Raw genomic sequence first — 16,550 nt, forward strand, 5'->3', positions numbered from 1 at the left:
TTCCGCCGCCGCCAATTTCCCTGGCAAAAGGGTTTAGCTGTTGAATTACGACTTGGAGGCGTTCTCCGCCGTGGGCTCTGACTCTCGCTCAGACCCAGGCTCAGTTTCAAGGCTGTGGCTGGCTGCCGGAACCGGATTCGCTTTCAGAATGGGCAGTTTGACCTTGAAGGTCGTCCCTGTGCCGAGCTGGCTGCGGACACTGATGGTGCCGCCGTGGGCTTCGACGATCTGCTTGCAGATGGCTAGCCCGAGCCCTGTACCCCGACTGGAGTAGGTCCGGGATTTGTCCACTTTGTAAAAGTGCTCAAAGATTCGGCTGAGGTCTTCCTGAGGAATGCCTATGCCGTCATCTTCGACGAACCATTCAAAAAAGTCCGGTGTTCTGCGGGTGTAGATGTGAATGTAAGAATTTGTAAACTTCTCCGCGTTGCTGATCAAATTGTCGAGGACCTGGTGAAGCCTTGGGGCGTCCGCTTCAATGGGAACGCTTGGGATAGGCCGGTCGACCCTTAGTTCGACTGTGCGCTCCTGGAAGTCCATTTCCTTTTCGGACAGCATAAAGTCGAACAGTTCACGGGAATCCATAGGTGTCAGCTCAATGACGAACTCGTCGAGATTCATTTTGGTAAAGGTGAAGAGGTCGTCGATCAAGTGGTTCAGTTGAGCGCTTTTGGAGCGAATGATGTCGAGATATTGTTTTTGGGTTTCCGGATCCTCCACAATGTCGTCACCGAGCAGCTCCACATAGCCTTGAATGGAGGTCAGCGGCGTTTTCAGATCGTGGGAGACGCTGGCGATCAGCTGCTGCCTGGAGTGCTCGAATTCCACCTGCTTGGCGAGGGAGTCCTTGAGCCGCAGCCGCATTCGGTCAAACTCGTTGCAGAACTTGCCAATTTCGTCGTCCTTTTTGTACTTCATCTCGTATTCCAGATCCCCGGAGGCAATCATTTCAGCGGCGTGGTTGAGTTCCTTGAGAGGATTTAGAATGCCGTCCGACAGGATTTTGGACAGGATCAGGATCATGGTGACGACTGAGATGACAAAGATGGCCATAATGGCAAACGGCAGGTAGCTGAAAAACGTATAAGCGTCCTTGATGTCGATGTCAGGCAGGAACACCAGACGTCCGTAGGTAATCCCGCCTTTGACGACGTTTCGCTCCATCATGCTCAGGCTGGTTGAATCAATGCTGACGGTGACATTACCCTCTGAATTCGTCTCAAAGAAGGAGACCTTGTCGAAGGCGACCCCGATCAGTTTACGCTCGCTGTCAAACTGGATGATGTTTTCCTGGTCGACAAACAGCAGGCGCCTGAAGTAAGTCGTGTAGTAGGGCCTGAGCAGTCCGTCCATATACGGATAATTGTCAATCCGGTCCAGATTGCCGACAAACTCTTCTGTTACCCGGTCCATGGATGAGGAGATGGACACAAATTTGTCCACTGCAGGGATGTTGAAAAAGTTGGTGGTCAGCACGAGGAATGACAGCACGACGATCATCAGTGGCACGACCAGCAGGGAAAGAAAAGAGAGAATAATTTTTGAACGAATGTTCAAAGGTTATTTTCCCCCTTTAAACTTGTACCCGATCCCCCAGACGGTCTCGATATATTTCGGATTCGAAGGGTCTTCCTCGATTTTTTCCCGGATCTTGCGGACGTGAACCGTCACGGTGTTGATGTCGCCATACTCATTGAAGCCCCACACGTGGTCGAAGATCTTCTCTCTGGCCAGCGCCTGATTGAGGTTGCTGGCGAGGTAATAGAGAATCTCGAACTCCTTGACGGAAAACGGAACGTACTCGCCGCGCACTTTAACGGTATAGGCACTTGGATCGATCTCCAGCTCGCCAATAATCAGGGCGCTGGATGACGTCTGCGTCGTTGAGAGCTCCTTGTAGCGCCTCAGCTGGGACTGTACGCGGGCCAACAGCTCTCGAGGGCTGAAAGGCTTGGTGACATAGTCATCCGCACCGAGACCCAGACCTAGAATCTTATCCATGTCTTCCTTTCGTGCGCTGAGCATCAGAATTGGCACCGGCGACTTTGTGCGGAGGGTTCTGCAGATTTCGAAGCCGTCAATTTTGGGAAGCATAATGTCGAGAATCACCAGATCCGGATTCTCTCTGTAAAAGGTGTTCAGCGCCTCTTCGCCGTCATGGGCGAGGATGACGTCATAATTTGATGCTTTCAGATAATCCCGAATCATCTGGGCGATTTCTTTTTCGTCTTCGACGACGAGAATTTTTTCGTTGGACATGAAGGTGACCCCCATAGTTTGATATGAATGGGCGATAATACTGGTTCGGCTATCGCCATCTCTCTCCATTAATATACTTTTTTAAGGTGGGCGAATCAAATTTTCGCCTTATATTTAATCCTTAATTAATGTTTTGCCGATGGTCACGGAATTTACACCCTCGATACCATATTTCATTCCTGTAAATATAATGTTGAGTTGAAACGATTCTCGTAAAAAGAACCGTGAATATTTATGAATTTTTTAACAATGGCTGAACAGGAATTAAATTTTATAAAATTGAAGATGTTCGGCTCGCAATTGCGTGAAAATTGTAACGATTTCGACTAAAAATATTAAAAGTGTTGGAAATGCTGGATTCTTAAATTATTTGTTAAATAATCTTCAATTTCTGTTATTTATTATTCACAAAACCAGAGGGTCAGTGATATAATGATTTTGTTCATTTATTCTATTAGAGTTCGAAATGTTGAAAGGAAGGTGCAATAATGGCGAAGGCATTGGCACAGATTCCAACTGTGAGTGTTAAAGATTTGCCAAAGGAATTATTCGATCAACTTGACAGTTACATCCAGACACTCGAAGACAAGAAAGGCTCTTTGATTCACGTACTTCACCGGGCGCAGCATCTCTTCGGTTATCTGCCTAAGGAAGTCATGTTGTTCGTCGCAAGGCGGCTTGACATTCCTGCGGCCAACGTCTTTGGCGTCGTCAGCTTCTACTCGTTCTTCACGACCAATCCGGTCGGGGAACACGTCGTTTCAGTTTGTATGGGAACGGCATGCTTCGTTCGCGGCGCTGACAAAATCCTCGACGAATTCAAATCCAAGCTCGGGATCACTACTGGCGAAACAACTCCGGATATGCTCTTTACCTTAAAAGACGTCCGTTGTGTCGGCGCTTGCGGTCTCGCGCCTATTGTCCTGGTCGGCGACAAGGTTTATGGCCGTGTCAAGCTTGACGAGGTCGATGGCATCATTAACGCTTACGTGGTTAAGAACTTCGGAAAGGAGCAATAACATGGCGATTAAATCTCTTGAAGATCTCAAACGCATCCGTGAGGAGTCTCAGAAAAAAGTTAACCTTCGCGAAACCGGCGAATCCACTGAAGATATCGTAGAGCTTATGGTTGGCATGGCGACTTGCGGCATCGCTGCGGGCGCACGTGAAACCCTCAGCGCGCTTTTGGATGAAACTGAAAAGCAAGAGCTCACCAATATTCGTATTGTTCAGGTCGGCTGCCTCGGCTACTGCCACAGCGAACCTACCGTACAGGTTAACCTTCCTGGTCATGAACCAATCATCTTCGGCAAAGTGGACGACAAGCGCGCCAGAGAAATCATCACGCGTTATGTCTTGCACAAAGAAATGCTCGAAGACAGCGTAGTCATCAACACATTCGTGAAAGCATAAATTAAAGGAACAGCGAAGGAGGGTAATTTGTGGCTAAGATCAGAACTCATCTCATGGTCTGCGGCGGAACGGGGTGTATTTCATCCGGAGCGGACACGCTGATCACTGAGCTTGAAAACATCCTTGTCCAAAAGGGATATGATAAAGAAGTCAAGGTTGTCAAAACCGGCTGTTTCGGTTTCTGCGGCCAGGGTCCAATCGTCAAAGTCCACCCGGATAACGTTTTCTATGTTCAGGTTCAGGCATCAGACGCGAAAGACATCATCGAGGAGCACGTCATCAAAGGTCGTCACGTTGATCGTTTGCTCTACGTCGAGCCAATCGAGAATCAAAAAATGGACCTTCACAGAGACATGCCGTTTTATAAAAAGCAGCTGCGCATAGCGCTCAGAAACTGCGGTATGATCGATCCTGAAAACATTACCGAATACATAGCGTTCAGAGGGTATGAAGCCCTTGCAAACGTCCTTGGCATGACCCGCGAAGACGCGGCGAAAGTCGTCAAGGACTCTGGTCTTCGTGGCCGTGGCGGCGGCGGCTTCTCCACAGGTATGAAGTGGGAGCTCACCATGAGATCCCCTGGTGACCAGAAATACATTATTTGTAACGCGGACGAGGGAGATCCAGGTGCCTTCATGGACCGTTCCATTCTCGAGGGCGACCCGCACTCAGTGCTGGAGGCCATGGCTATTGGCGGTTATATCATTGGCGCTACTAAGGGTATTATTTATATCCGCGCTGAGTATCCGCTGGCAATCCACCGTCTGGAAGTTGCCATTGCTCAAGCGAGAGAGTTTGGACTCCTCGGCAAAGACCTCTTTGGCAGCGGCTTTGACTTTGACATTGAGATCAAGCTCGGCGCCGGCGCATTCGTGTGCGGCGAAGAGACTGCGCTCATCCACTCTGTCGAAGGCAAGCGCGGCGAGCCTACCAAGAAGCCTCCGTTCCCATCAGAGGCAGGCTATTTGAATAAGCCAACTTGCGTGAATAACGTTGAAACTTACGCGAACATCCCGCCAATCTTCCTGAACGGCGCTGAGTGGTTCTCGAGCATTGGCACTGAGAAGTCCAAGGGTACGAAGGTCTTCGCGCTCGCGGGCAAAGTCAATAACGTTGGCCTCGTCGAAGTTCCAATGGGCACCACGCTTCGCGAAATCATCTATGAAATCGGCGGCGGCATCCAGAATGATAAAGCCTTCAAGGCAGTTCAAACCGGCGGTCCTTCCGGCGGCGTTATTACTTCCGCAGACCTCGATACACCAATCGACTATGACAGTCTCAAAGCCATCGGCTCCATGATGGGCTCTGGCGGTATGATCGTTATGGACGAAGACAACTGTATGGTCGATATCGCGAAATTCTACCTCGACTTTACAAAGGATGAGTCTTGCGGCAAGTGTACGCCATGCCGTGTCGGCACGAAGCGTATGCTGGAGATCCTCGAGAGAATCACTGAGGGTCACGGCACTGCTGAAGACCTCGACAACCTCCAGGCTCTTGCTTACATGATCAAGGACTCAGCGCTCTGCGGCCTCGGTCAGACAGCTCCGAACCCGGTTCTGAGCACCATGAAATACTTCCGTGAAGAATACGAGAACCACGTCTTCAACAAGCGCTGCGCGACAGGTTCTTGTAAAGCGCTCGCGAAATATTCGATCATCGCTGATAAGTGTATTGGCTGTACAGCTTGCGCTCGCGTTTGCCCGGTCAACTGCATCAGCGGCAAGGTCAAAGAGGTTCATGTCATTGATCAGGACAAGTGTATCGGTTGCGGCGCATGCTTCAATGCATGTAAGTTCAGCGCTGTCCTTAAGCCATAGTTTGGAGGTGGAATGTAGATGATTAAACTGACGATTAACGATACCCCAATCGCGGTGCCAAAAGGAACGACCATCCTTGAAGCCGCTCGCACTCTGGGGATTCACATACCTACGCTCTGCCATATGGACCTTCATATGGATCAGTTCGGTGTTGTCAACCAGGCGTCTTCCTGCCGTGTGTGTACGGTAGAGGTACAGGGCCGTCCTGCGCTCGTCACTGCCTGCTCTGAAAAAGTCACTGACGGTATGCATGTCTCGACACATACACCGCGCGCCATTACTGCTCGCCGTATGTCGGTGGAGCTCTTGCTCTCCAACCACCCTAAAGATTGCCTCATGTGCCCTAAAAACCTGGAGTGCGATCTCCAGAAGCTTGCTGCGGATCTTGGCGTTCGCGACATTAAATGGGGCGGCGAGCGCATCGACTTTGAAAAAGACGAGTCTTCCGGCGCAATCGTGAAGGACCCTAACAAGTGCGTCATGTGCCGCCGCTGCGAAACGATGTGCAACGAAGTTCAGACTTGCGGCATTCTGTCTGCGGTCAACCGTGGGTTCAATACTTTCGTAGGTCCTGCGTTCAACCTCGATATGAAAGAAACTTCGTGTACGTACTGCGGTCAGTGCGTCGCGGTCTGTCCGACAGCTGCGCTCACTGAAAACAACGACATCCATAAGGTGTGGCGCGAGATCAACAACCCTAACAAGCACGTCATCGTTCAGGTTGCGCCTGCGATCCGCGTTGCTGTAGGCGAGCTCTTCGATATGCCTCCAGGATCCATCTCAACCGGCAAACTTGCGACGTCCCTCAGACGTCTTGGCTTTGACGCGGTCTATGATACGGACTTCGCTGCGGACCTTACGATCCTCGAAGAGGCTTCCGAACTCGTTCACCGTATTCAGCACGGCGGCGTTCTTCCAATTCTCACAAGCTGCTGCCCGGCTTGGGTTCAATTCTTTGAGCATCAATATCCTGATATGCTGGACATTCCTTCTACATGTAAATCCCCGCAGATCATGTTTGGCGCTCTTGCAAAGACTTACTACGCTGAGAAAAAGGGCATTGACCCTAAAGACATCGTGGTCGTTTCTGTCATGCCTTGTATCGCTAAGAAAGCAGAAGCGAAGCGTACGGAGCTTTCCCACCAGGATCTCCAGAACGTCGACTATGTTCTCACAACTCGTGAGTATGGCCTCATGCTGAAAGAAGCATGCATTGACTTCGCCAACCTTCCAGAGGGTGACTTCGACCATATGCTCGGTGAATCTACCGGCGCGTCTGTCATCTTTGGTACTACCGGCGGCGTTATTGAAGCTGCTGCGCGTACGGCTTACGAGTGGCTTACCGGCGAAACCCTTGAGCAAGTGGAGCTGACCCAGCTTCGCGGCCTCGACGGCATCCGTTCCGGCAAAGTTCAAATTGGCGACCTCGAGCTCAATATCGGTATCGCTCATGGTCTCGGCAATGCCAGAAAGCTTCTTGACTGCATCAAAGCAGGCGAGTGCAACTTCCAGGCAATCGAAATTATGGCTTGCCCAGGCGGCTGTATTGGCGGCGGCGGACAGCCGTATCACCATGGTGATATGGAAATCATCCGCAAGCGTCAGATCGCGATCTACCAGGAAGACCGCAACAAGACCAAGCGTAAATCCCATGAGAATCAGGAAGTTCTTGATCTCTATGAGAAATACCTTGGCAAGCCTTACGGCGAAAAAGCGCACGAGCTGCTCCATACGCACTACGTGCCAAAAGAGAAAATCTAATTTTGCGGCCTGAGGGCTGTGTTATAGTGACCGTGCTTCGAGTGATCGAAGCACGGTTTTTTCTTTTGTAAACGCGGATAGGAAATTTGAATTGTAGTGAATTGTGTGAAGCTCTGGCACCAATCTGAATTTGGGGACGCGGACAAAAACAAACTCTGTCCGCGTCCCCTGAATTAAAATGAAAATTGATTTGAAGGGGCATGAATAAGCCGCCCTCAATTTATGCAATTTTCATTCAATTTGCAGTCGAAATTGTAAATTTTTCGTGTTTTTGAATTGAATGCGGCAATTTTACTGGATGGAACCCTTAAGTTTCACCGCAGTTGAGCAGAATAACCATATTTTATAATCTTGCACATTGATTTCGCCTGAAATTTGAACGTGAAATGGAGCTATCATGATTGAATCGTTGGATTTTGCAAGCCTTCTGGCTTTTTATACTCAGAGGACTATAATAGAGGTTATAGTATTTCTCAGGATCCCCAAGGAAAGTTCTCAGGTATTCGAATACCTGGCTTTGGGCGTCTTGAGAAATAAAGTTGAATCGGGAAAGGTGGCGCATCGAGTTGAAATCCAAAGCCATCGAAAGGACCCTGGCGAGAATTTTGGAAATCGATTACCAGGGCGTGCGGCTTGAGAAACAAAAAGAGGAACAACGCGAAGAAAAAGAACGTGACTTGAAAAAGCTTCAGCGGGACATGGAAGCAGATTACATGCATGAAGCCAGAAAAGAAGCCAAGAAGCTCTATGACGAGATCGTTGGACAAGCAGATGCAGAGGTCCACCGAATCAGAGAAGACGGTGTCCGCGAGAATCAGAGAATCAGAGCCTTGGTGGACCAAAACAGGGAAACTTTGCTTAGAAAAGCGTTTGAAATGACCATCATCAGTACCAAAGAATGACGCTAGGGGGACTGGAGCAATGAGCAATGTGCGCAAATTTGCTGCCGTCAACGCGAAGGTGCGTGCCCTTGAAGGTCAGCTTCTGAAGGATCAGGACTACTATAGGCTGCTGCTGCTGGACCACGTGGACGAGGTAGTGGACTACCTGCGGCAGGAAACCTGGTATGCCGCTATTTTGCCGGAAGCCAGGAAAGTGGACATCATCGAGCTCGAAGGCCGCTTTGAACGCAATGCTTTCGAAAAGCACGAAAAGCTGTACCACTATTTCACGGACGCCTACAGAGAGTACTTCAAAGTCCTGTTGATGCGGTATGAAATTGAGAACCTGAAATTGTTTCTCCGCATGGTGATCCGCCGCGAAAGTCTCATCAGCATCACGGATCACTTAATCATCCCGCACATTTACTCAGAATTGGACTATGGGAAAATCAGCCAGGCAACTTCTCTGGACGAACTGTCCGCTGCGCTGGCCGGGACGGAATACCAGCAGTTGATTGAGTATTATAAAGATGAAGAGCCCACCAGAATGATGTTCTATGTGGAAATGAACCTGGACCGCCTCTATTTCAAAAAACTGTCCCAACGCACTGAAAAGCTCGATGCAGCGGATCAGCAGGCCATTGGAGAAGTGCTGCAGCGGAATATTGACATGCTCAACATCCAGTGGGTATACAGAGGCAGGCGGTATTACCAGCTGCTGCCGGAGGAGATCCTGAACTACACGCTGCTAAACGGCAAATACTTTACTTACAAGCGGCTCAAAGAGCTGTGTTACCTGCCTTCCCTGGAGGATATCAGCCGGGTGCTGCGGGCATCGCCCTACGGCTTCATGTTTGAACAAACAGAGCACTTTGAATTGAACTTGGAAATCCTGATGGACCGGTATCTCTACAAGCTGTTCGACAAATTGCGCATGGAGTATCCCATGACCATTACAGAGCCTATGGTGTACCTTCACAGACTCGAGTATGAAATGCGCGACCTGTTCACTATTGTCGAATCCAAACGCTACAACATCAGCAGCGAGGCCTGCCGGAAATTCTTAATAAGGGAACTGAGGGGGTGAAGCTGAATGTCCATTGAAAAAATGAGCATGGTGAATCTGGTGGCGGATTTGGCGCTGCTTGACGACGTGCTTAAAGAGATTGCTCTGTTTGAGCGCATTCAGCTCGTCAACGCGTATCACGAGATAGAAGAAAGCAACTTCAGGCTCAGCATGGTGGATGAGAACCGCGACGAAATATTGAACATGTGCCGTATTGAGCCCTACAAAACTCAAGTGGACCCCAAAGCGCTGATGGAAAAAGCTGAAAAGCTCCTTATGATGCTGGACCTTGAGAAGAAAATTGACAGCGCCTATCTTGAAGATCCTGTGTGGGACTGGACACTGGAGCGGGTAGAGACACAGATTGATCTCTTTACTGACGAGGTCAGCGGCGCCTACAGCGTCTTATCAGCACTTCGTGAAGAACGCGTTCATCTCAAAGAATTGGAATGTCTTGGAAAACTTCAGGACACAGAGGTCGACCTCGAAGAGGTCACCACTATGGAGCATTTCTCTGCCAGACTGGGGGTGCTCTCAAAGGAAAACAGATATAAGCTGTCGCTGAACTATGAGAATATCACCGCGGTGGTCATGCATCTGGACACCATCGAACGCGGAGAGGCTGAGCTGATTATTTCGCCAAAAGAGCTTGACGCCGAAACGGATCGCATACTAAGGTCGGTCTATTTTGAGGAAATCCCCATTCCGGATGCCTATAAAGTCAAAGCACCGGAAGCAATGCGCAGGATTCGTGCGCGTCAGGAAGCAATTGAAGTGGAAATAGCCGAAAAACTCAAGGAACTGGAGGTTTTCAAACGCTCCTACGAGACGGAGATTCAAGCAAGCGTCAATGCGTTGGCTCTGGAACGGATTAAGGTAAAAATGCGGCGCAGCATTGCCACGACTCGAAATTTCTTTTATCTGGCAGGTTGGATCCCCGTACGGGATGAAGTCGATTTTGAGGAACGGGTCAAAAAGCTCGGTCCGGGTACAATAGTTTTGTTCAATGATACAAGCAACGCAATCGAGAAGCATACACCGCCAACACTGCTGAAAAACCGATGGCTGGTGAGGCCCTTCGAGATGCTGGTCAATATGTACGGCACACCCGCGTATAACGAAACGGACCCCACAGTCTTTTTTGGACTCACCTACATGACCTTATTCGGCGCCATGTTTGGCGACCTCGGTCAAGGCATAGTGCTCTTTCTGGCGGGGATGGTGCTGACAAAGAAAACGCCAGACAATTTGTACTTCCATATTTTGGCCAGACTTGGCATCAGCTCGGCCTTTTTCGGTTTCTTTTATGACAGCTTTTTCGGTTATGAACACCTGATTTCAAAATTATTTCCATTCATGCCATTCCTAAGACCGATAGAGAACATCAACACCATATTGGGTGTATCGGTAGGTGTCGGGGTCTTTTTATTGCTTATCAGTTTTGCTTACAGCATCCTCAACAAGCTGCGGCTTGGAGATGTGAAAGAAGGCTGGCTGGGCCGCAATGGCGTTGCCGGACTCATCCTGTATCTCACGCTGATTCAGGCGGTGATGAAGATCGCCCTCGATCTGCCGGGACTGCCGACGCTCATAACGGTCATCCTCGTTCTGGCCAGTGTAGGCGCCATCATTGGGCGAGAGCCCTTGTCCAATCTGATTAAGGGCGCGCGTCCGCTCTATCACGAAAAAGTTTCGGAATACTACGTGGAAAGCGGCTTTGATATCCTGGAGACTTTTCTGAGCTTCCTGTCCAACAGCATTTCCTTTATTCGTGTAGGCGCTTTCGCCCTCAACCACGTCGGATTGTTTGTCGCTTTTCACACCATGGGCGCTCTGATCGGGAACCTGGGTGGAGAAATTTTGATGTTTTTCCTGGGCAATCTTATAGTCATTTTCCTTGAGGGGCTGATCGTCATGATCCAGGGACTTCGACTAATGTATTACGAGCTGTTCAGCAAATATTATTCCGGAGATGGCGAAGCCTTTGATCCGGTGAGATTTCAAGAGGTTTAAGGCGTAGTTTCTTTTCCCTTTCGGAAAAGACCGTTTTTTTTGCTCGGCGGCTAATGCCCCGCATTCGCATAAAAAAACCAACTAGGAGGAGACTAGCATGCAAATTTTGCTTGGATTAAATGTATTACTGGTGATTGGAACGGTATTGGCAGGCGTGTATCATTATTTTGGTGAAGGCTTAAAGGAAAAGAAACAGTTGAAGCGCATTATGCGCTGGAATATAGCGATCTTTGCACCTGTCATGATGATCGCTATAGGGCTTGTAGTACCGGATATCGCCTACGCGGCAGAAACCGGTACCGCGTCCTCTGCCAGCGGCCTGGGGTTTATTGCGGCGGCGCTGTGCACGGGTCTTGCGACCATCGGCGCGGGTTATGCTGTTGGTGCGGTTGGATCCTCAGCCCTCGGCGCGGTCTCCGAAGATTCAAAAATCCTTGGCAAAACCCTGATCTTCGTCGGCCTTGCGGAGGGGATCGCCATTTACGGTCTGATCATTTCCATTCTGATCCTTGGCCGATTGTAGTCCGAACCACAGCGCCATCAGAAGGGAGCGGTTCGTATGAAGTCATTTCTGATCAGCGATGATCTGGATACACTGATGGGCCTCAGGCTGTCCGGCATTGCCGGCGAGCTCGTCCAGGACAAGGATAAGGCACTTGAGCTGCTGGAGAGAAAACTGGCAGATCCCGAAATTGGGATCGTCGTCTTGTCCAGCGGGGTGCTTCACAAGATTGAAAAGGAAGTCATGGCAATCAAGCTCAAGGAAAAGAAAAAAATGATTGTTGAAGTGCCGGCGGTAGGAGGCAAATATGACAGCGGGTACATCACGCGCTACATACGCGACTCGATCGGCATTAAACTGTAACAGAGAGTTGGTGACCAATGATTACAGTAGATGAAAAAATAGATGTGTTCACGAAAATAGTTCTCGATCGCCTAGAGGAGTCCTATAGCGAGAAGATTTCAGAGCTTGATGAGGAAACCATCGAAGCGGTCAAAGAATACGAAGAGAAACTGAAGGAAAAGTCCAGAAAGTTTATTGAGGTAAATGAAGAGAATGCCCGGGGTGACGCGAGGAAAAAGATCTCCAAAGTGCTCAGCGGCGTCAGAACACAGATGCTGAGACTGAAGCACGATATTGTCCTGGAACTTTGCGATGCCCTGAAGGCGCGGGTGAACGAGTTCAGGAAAACGCCGGAGTATCTTGAATTTCTGAAGCAGCGCATTCAAAAGTCTGTCGATGAACTGAATCAGTTTAAGAGCATTGAAATTGAAATTCTGGAGGAGGATGCTTCGCGTTTCGGGGGAATCCTAACCAGCGAAATGGAAGCGCAAGGGTTTGATCCGACTAAGGTAAAATGGGCGCCCGTTAAAAAGGGCATCATGGGGGGTCTCATTTTTTATAACGGCGAGCGGACACTGAAACTGGACGGGTCCTTTGACATCCTGCTGGAAGACGCTGAAGTCGTGATGGGGCAGCTGGTTGCAGAGCTTCTGGAGGAACGGGGTGAGGCAGATGCATGATCGAGGCCGAATTAAAATGGTCAATGGCCCGGTTGTCGGCGCCACAGACATGACGGGCTATAAAATGCGTGAGATGGTCATGGTGGGACATCTCAAGCTGATAGGGGAGATCATCGCCATAGAGGGCAATGACGCCACCATTCAGGTCTATGAGGAAACCGAAGGCTTGAAAATTGGCGAACCGGTGACATCCACCGGAAAGCCGCTGTCTCTCAAGCTTGGGCCTGGGCTGCTGGGCAATATCTTCGACGGCATAGAACGGCCGCTGCTGGAGATCGAAAAGAATAATCCGGGCTTTATCAATGAAGGAATCGGTATGATTGCTATTGATGAGACCAAACTCTGGAAAGTGGAGATGGATGTCACGCTGGGACAGCACCTCCTGCAGGGGATGTGTATGGCGAGCTTCCAGGAAACCCCGCTGGTTGAATTTCGCTGGATTGTACCGCCGGGTGTCGAGGGCGAAGTGACTTGGTGCGCACCCTCCGGGGAATATAACATCACAGAGCCTCTCGTCAAAATCAGGAACAGAGAAGGTGATGAGACGTCGCTCTGCCTTCTGCAGGAATGGCCTGTCAGATCGCCAAGGCCGGTTTCCGAGCGCCTTGCGCTGTCAAAACCTCTGCTGACGGGGCAGAGGGTGCTGGATATCTTTTTCCCTATAGCCAAGGGCGGCACCGCGGCCATACCTGGCGGATTCGGTACCGGTAAAACCATGACCCAGCACCAGCTCGCCAAGTGGAGCGATGCGGATATCATTGTTTATATTGGCTGCGGCGAGCGTGGCAATGAAATGACGGACGTTCTGGAGCAGTTTCCAAGACTGATCGACCCGGCATCCGGCCGCCCAATCATGGACCGGACAGTTCTGATCGCCAATACCTCCAATATGCCGGTCGCGGCCCGCGAGGCCAGTATTTATACAGGGATTACCATTGCGGAGTACTACAGGGACATGGGGTATGATGTCGCCATTATGGCCGACTCCACCTCCCGCTGGGCAGAGGCGCTGAGGGAGATCTCCGGCCGCCTGGAAGAAATGCCGGCGGAAGATGGCTACCCGGCTTACCTGCCGTCCAGACTTGCGGAATTTTACGAGCGGGCAGGCTACGTCCGGACCATGGAAGGCCGGGACGCCTCTGTCACAATCATAGGTGCCGTTTCCCCGGCTGGCGGAGATTTCTCTGAGCCTGTGACGGAAAACACCAAACGCTTTGTCAACGCCTTTCTGGCCCTCGACAAAAAGCTCGCCTATGCCCGCCACTACCCATCGATTCACTGGCTGAACAGCTACAGCGGCTATATCAAAATCCTCGCACCGTGGTACGCGACGCATGTCAGCGCGGACCTTATTGAGCTGCGGGCGGAAATGATCCGGCTTCTGTTTGAGGAAAACAAGTTGGCGGATATTGTTCAGCTCGTGGGTGAAGATGTCCTTCCGGATGATCAGCGCTTGATTCTGGAAGTGTCTAAAGTCCTTAAAATTGGATTTTTACAGCAGAACGCCTTTCATAAGGACGACACCTATGTGCCGATTCAGAAGCAGTACCGCATGCTGACGGTCATAGCCCACCTCTATGAGCGCGGTCTGGAAGCGGTCAGGAAAGGGATTCCTATATCAGTGGTGCGTAACGAGCCGCTCTTCGAACGGGTCATCAAAATGAAGTACGATATCCCCAATGATGACTTGAGCGGCCTGGATGATCTCGCGGAGCAGATCGATGATTACTTTGACTCGCTGATTAAAAAATATGCCTAAGGGGGGACCAGCGTGGAAATCGCAAAAGAGTATCTGAAAATAGACATGCTCGAAGGTCCGCTGATGGTCCTTTCGGGCGTTGAAAATGCTTCTTACGGTGAGATAATCAAGATTCGCGTTACGGGCGACAAGGACAGGCTGGGCAAGGTGATCCGCCTTGAGGATAAGACCGTAGTCGCTCAGGTGTTTGAAGGCACCTCTGGTCTCTCCGCCACCAATGCCTCGGTGCGCTTTACCGGCAGACCTTTTGAGCTGGTCATGTCACCGGATATTTTGGGGCGCTCCTTTGACGGCATAGGGCGGCCGATTGACGGCGGAGGTCCAATTTACGGCAATCTGCGCTACAACATCAACGGCAGACCGATCAATCCCGTAGCCAGAAAATATCCAAGAGACTACATTGAAACCGGCGTTTCCTCCATTGATACGCTGATCACGCTGATCCGCGGGCAAAAGCTGCCTATCTTTTCAGGCAACGGTCTGCCTCATAATGAACTCGCCGCCCAGATTGTCCGACAGGCTAAGCTTAGCGGCACATCGAGTGACAAGTTCGCTGTGGTGTTCACAGCCATCGGTGTCAAGCACGATGACGCGGATTACTTCAGGCGAAGCTTCGAGGACTCGGGCGCTATTGATAAGGTCGTCATGTTTGTCAACCTGGCGGATGACCCAATAGTCGAACGTGTCAGCACGCCAAGGTGTGCCTTGACGACAGCGGAATACCTGGCCTTTGAGCTGGGCTATCATGTCCTGGTCGTTATGACCGACCTGACCTCCTACTGCGAAGCCCTCCGTGAGGTGTCTTCGGCCCGGGAGGAAGTGCCTTCAAGAAAAGGCTACCCCGGCTATCTCTACTCTGACCTTGCTTCACTGTACGAGCGGGCGGGCATGCTCCACAGCCGGGAAGGCTCCATTACCTTCCTGCCTATTCTGACAATGCCAAATGATGACATCAGCCATCCTATTCCGGACCTGACGGGCTATATCACAGAAGGCCAGATTGTTCTCAGCCGTGAGCTGCACCAAGACAATGTCTATCCGCCTATCAACGTCCTGCCGAGTCTGTCGCGCCTCATGAAAGACGGCATTGGCGAGGGCTACACGACGAAAGAGCATCCGGATGTTGCCAACCAGCTGTTTTCTTGCTACTCAAAGGTACAGGACATCCGCTCACTGGCTCAGATTATAGGTGAAAGCGACCTTACGGAGACAGATCAGCGCTATATGGCCTTTGGCCGCGCCTTTGAGAGTCAGTTTGTGCGGCAGCATCTCGACGAAAGCCGCGACATCAACAAGAGCCTGGACATTGCCTGGGAAGTGCTCAGTATCCTTCCTAGGACTGAACTCGACCGCCTCAGTACAGATATTATCGACGCGTTCTACAGAGGTTAGGAGGGGTGCGGGATGTATAGCAACATAGCGCCGACCAAAGCCAATCTGATCCGAGCAAAAAGCATGCTCGCCTTTTCTATCCGGGGCTACGAGCTTTTGGACCGGAAGCGGAACGTTCTGATCCGGGATATGATGGGGATGATGAACCGGGCCAACCAGGTTCAGATTGAGATCCAGAATCGATTTGAGGAAGCTTCCGAAGCGCTTAAAATTTCTAATATGCTGCTGGGGACCCAGACCATAGAAGAGATTTCCATTTCCATTCCCAAGGATGAGGAATTTGAGCTGCTCAGCCGCAGCGTCATGGGCGTGGAGCTGCCGATGGTCCGCAACGTACCCCAGCCCATTGACCCCAGCTATGGCGTCTTCAGGACGAACTCTGCCCTGGACAACGCCGTAGAGGCTTATAACGATCTGCGCCGAAAGCTGTACGAGCTGGCGGAGATCGAAACCTCCATTTATAAGCTGGCCATGGAAATCAAGAAGACACAAAAGCGAACCAACGCTCTGGACCGCATTCAAATACCGAGGTACAGGGCCTTGGTCAAGGCTATTTCGGAGACCCTCGAAGAGAAAGAGCGGGAGGATTTTTTCCGGCTCAAGAAGGTTAAGAAAAACGCTTCGAAAAAAATGTAAATCAGCGGGCGGAGGGTAACGCATAG

General features: G+C 50.6%; 15 protein-coding genes. 13 read left to right on the forward strand and 2 right to left on the reverse strand.

The window, feature by feature from the left end:
* Positions 1 to 45: 45 nt before the first annotated feature.
* On the reverse strand, positions 46 to 1,557 hold the full coding sequence (locus AC4PHM_RS13625; RefSeq protein ID WP_492018304.1) for a sensor histidine kinase: 1,512 nt from the start codon (positions 1,555 to 1,557) through the stop codon (positions 46 to 48).
* Positions 1,558 to 1,560: 3 nt separating this feature from the next.
* The gene (locus AC4PHM_RS13630) at positions 1,561 to 2,259 is read right to left on the reverse strand and encodes a response regulator (protein WP_492018305.1); all 699 of its coding nucleotides are present in this window, start codon (positions 2,257 to 2,259) and stop codon (positions 1,561 to 1,563) included.
* 488 nt (positions 2,260 to 2,747) lie between these two features.
* Between AC4PHM_RS13630 and AC4PHM_RS13635 the strand changes: the two genes are divergently transcribed.
* From AC4PHM_RS13635 to AC4PHM_RS13695, 13 genes are all read left to right on the forward strand, one after another.
* Positions 2,748 to 3,278: an NADH-quinone oxidoreductase subunit NuoE family protein gene (locus tag AC4PHM_RS13635; RefSeq protein ID WP_492018306.1), complete on the forward strand. Its 531-nt coding sequence runs from the start codon at positions 2,748 to 2,750 to the stop codon at positions 3,276 to 3,278.
* A 1-nt stretch (position 3,279) separates the two neighbouring features.
* Complete coding sequence (locus tag AC4PHM_RS13640; RefSeq protein ID WP_492018307.1) at positions 3,280 to 3,672, forward strand: (2Fe-2S) ferredoxin domain-containing protein; 393 nt, start codon at positions 3,280 to 3,282, stop codon at positions 3,670 to 3,672.
* A gap of 53 nt (positions 3,673 to 3,725) precedes the next feature.
* The gene (locus AC4PHM_RS13645) at positions 3,726 to 5,492 is read left to right on the forward strand and encodes an NADH-ubiquinone oxidoreductase-F iron-sulfur binding region domain-containing protein (protein ID WP_492020515.1); all 1,767 of its coding nucleotides are present in this window, start codon (positions 3,726 to 3,728) and stop codon (positions 5,490 to 5,492) included.
* Positions 5,493 to 5,510: 18 nt separating this feature from the next.
* Positions 5,511 to 7,253 carry an NADH-dependent [FeFe] hydrogenase, group A6 gene (locus AC4PHM_RS13650; RefSeq protein WP_492018308.1) on the forward strand — a complete coding sequence of 581 codons (1,743 nt, stop codon included), beginning with the start codon at positions 5,511 to 5,513 and terminating at the stop codon, positions 7,251 to 7,253.
* 566 nt (positions 7,254 to 7,819) lie between these two features.
* The gene (locus AC4PHM_RS13655; RefSeq protein WP_492018309.1) at positions 7,820 to 8,155 is read left to right on the forward strand and encodes a hypothetical protein; all 336 of its coding nucleotides are present in this window, start codon (positions 7,820 to 7,822) and stop codon (positions 8,153 to 8,155) included.
* Between the two features lie 19 nt (positions 8,156 to 8,174).
* Positions 8,175 to 9,221: a V-type ATPase subunit gene (locus AC4PHM_RS13660; protein WP_492018310.1), complete on the forward strand. Its 1,047-nt coding sequence runs from the start codon at positions 8,175 to 8,177 to the stop codon at positions 9,219 to 9,221.
* A 6-nt stretch (positions 9,222 to 9,227) separates the two neighbouring features.
* Positions 9,228 to 11,213: a V-type ATP synthase subunit I gene (locus tag AC4PHM_RS13665; protein WP_492018311.1), complete on the forward strand. Its 1,986-nt coding sequence runs from the start codon at positions 9,228 to 9,230 to the stop codon at positions 11,211 to 11,213.
* A 97-nt stretch (positions 11,214 to 11,310) separates the two neighbouring features.
* Positions 11,311 to 11,736, forward strand: a complete 426-nt coding sequence (locus AC4PHM_RS13670) for an ATP synthase subunit C (protein WP_492018312.1) — start codon at positions 11,311 to 11,313, stop codon at positions 11,734 to 11,736.
* A gap of 36 nt (positions 11,737 to 11,772) precedes the next feature.
* Positions 11,773 to 12,078, forward strand: coding sequence for a V-type ATP synthase subunit F (locus AC4PHM_RS13675; RefSeq protein ID WP_492018313.1), 306 nt, complete (start codon positions 11,773 to 11,775; stop codon positions 12,076 to 12,078).
* A gap of 17 nt (positions 12,079 to 12,095) precedes the next feature.
* Entirely contained in the window at positions 12,096 to 12,737 is a 642-nt protein-coding gene (locus AC4PHM_RS13680; RefSeq protein WP_492018314.1) for a V-type ATP synthase subunit E family protein, read from the forward strand.
* A complete protein-coding gene (locus AC4PHM_RS13685; protein ID WP_492020516.1) occupies positions 12,730 to 14,496 on the forward strand; it encodes a V-type ATP synthase subunit A in 1,767 nt (588 codons plus the stop codon). The genes AC4PHM_RS13680 and AC4PHM_RS13685 overlap by 8 nt, the downstream gene beginning before the upstream one ends.
* Positions 14,497 to 14,514: 18 nt before the next feature.
* A complete protein-coding gene (locus AC4PHM_RS13690) occupies positions 14,515 to 15,888 on the forward strand; it encodes a V-type ATP synthase subunit B (RefSeq protein ID WP_492020518.1) in 1,374 nt (457 codons plus the stop codon).
* A 12-nt stretch (positions 15,889 to 15,900) separates the two neighbouring features.
* Complete coding sequence (locus AC4PHM_RS13695; protein WP_291400344.1) at positions 15,901 to 16,524, forward strand: V-type ATP synthase subunit D; 624 nt, start codon at positions 15,901 to 15,903, stop codon at positions 16,522 to 16,524.
* The last annotated feature ends 26 nt before the right edge of the window (positions 16,525 to 16,550 follow it).

Source organism: Acidaminobacter sp. QWL-03 (assembly GCF_058683855.1).

Excerpts from the sequence above, each read along its gene's own strand:
- AC4PHM_RS13630 (WP_492018305.1), bottom strand. The coding sequence starts at position 2,259 with ATGTCCAACGAAAAAATTCTCGTCGTCGAAGACGAAAAAGAAATCGCC.
- AC4PHM_RS13635 (WP_492018306.1), top strand. The coding sequence starts at position 2,748 with ATGGCGAAGGCATTGGCACAGATTCCAACTGTGAGTGTTAAAGATTTG.
- AC4PHM_RS13640 (WP_492018307.1), top strand. The coding sequence starts at position 3,280 with ATGGCGATTAAATCTCTTGAAGATCTCAAACGCATCCGTGAGGAGTCT.
- AC4PHM_RS13645 (WP_492020515.1), top strand. The coding sequence starts at position 3,726 with ATGGTCTGCGGCGGAACGGGGTGTATTTCATCCGGAGCGGACACGCTG.
- AC4PHM_RS13650 (WP_492018308.1), top strand. The coding sequence starts at position 5,511 with ATGATTAAACTGACGATTAACGATACCCCAATCGCGGTGCCAAAAGGA.
- AC4PHM_RS13660 (WP_492018310.1), top strand. The coding sequence starts at position 8,175 with ATGAGCAATGTGCGCAAATTTGCTGCCGTCAACGCGAAGGTGCGTGCC.
- AC4PHM_RS13665 (WP_492018311.1), top strand. The coding sequence starts at position 9,228 with ATGTCCATTGAAAAAATGAGCATGGTGAATCTGGTGGCGGATTTGGCG.
- AC4PHM_RS13670 (WP_492018312.1), top strand. The coding sequence starts at position 11,311 with ATGCAAATTTTGCTTGGATTAAATGTATTACTGGTGATTGGAACGGTA.
- AC4PHM_RS13675 (WP_492018313.1), top strand. The coding sequence starts at position 11,773 with ATGAAGTCATTTCTGATCAGCGATGATCTGGATACACTGATGGGCCTC.
- AC4PHM_RS13680 (WP_492018314.1), top strand. The coding sequence starts at position 12,096 with ATGATTACAGTAGATGAAAAAATAGATGTGTTCACGAAAATAGTTCTC.
- AC4PHM_RS13685 (WP_492020516.1), top strand. The coding sequence starts at position 12,730 with ATGCATGATCGAGGCCGAATTAAAATGGTCAATGGCCCGGTTGTCGGC.
- AC4PHM_RS13695 (WP_291400344.1), top strand. The coding sequence starts at position 15,901 with ATGTATAGCAACATAGCGCCGACCAAAGCCAATCTGATCCGAGCAAAA.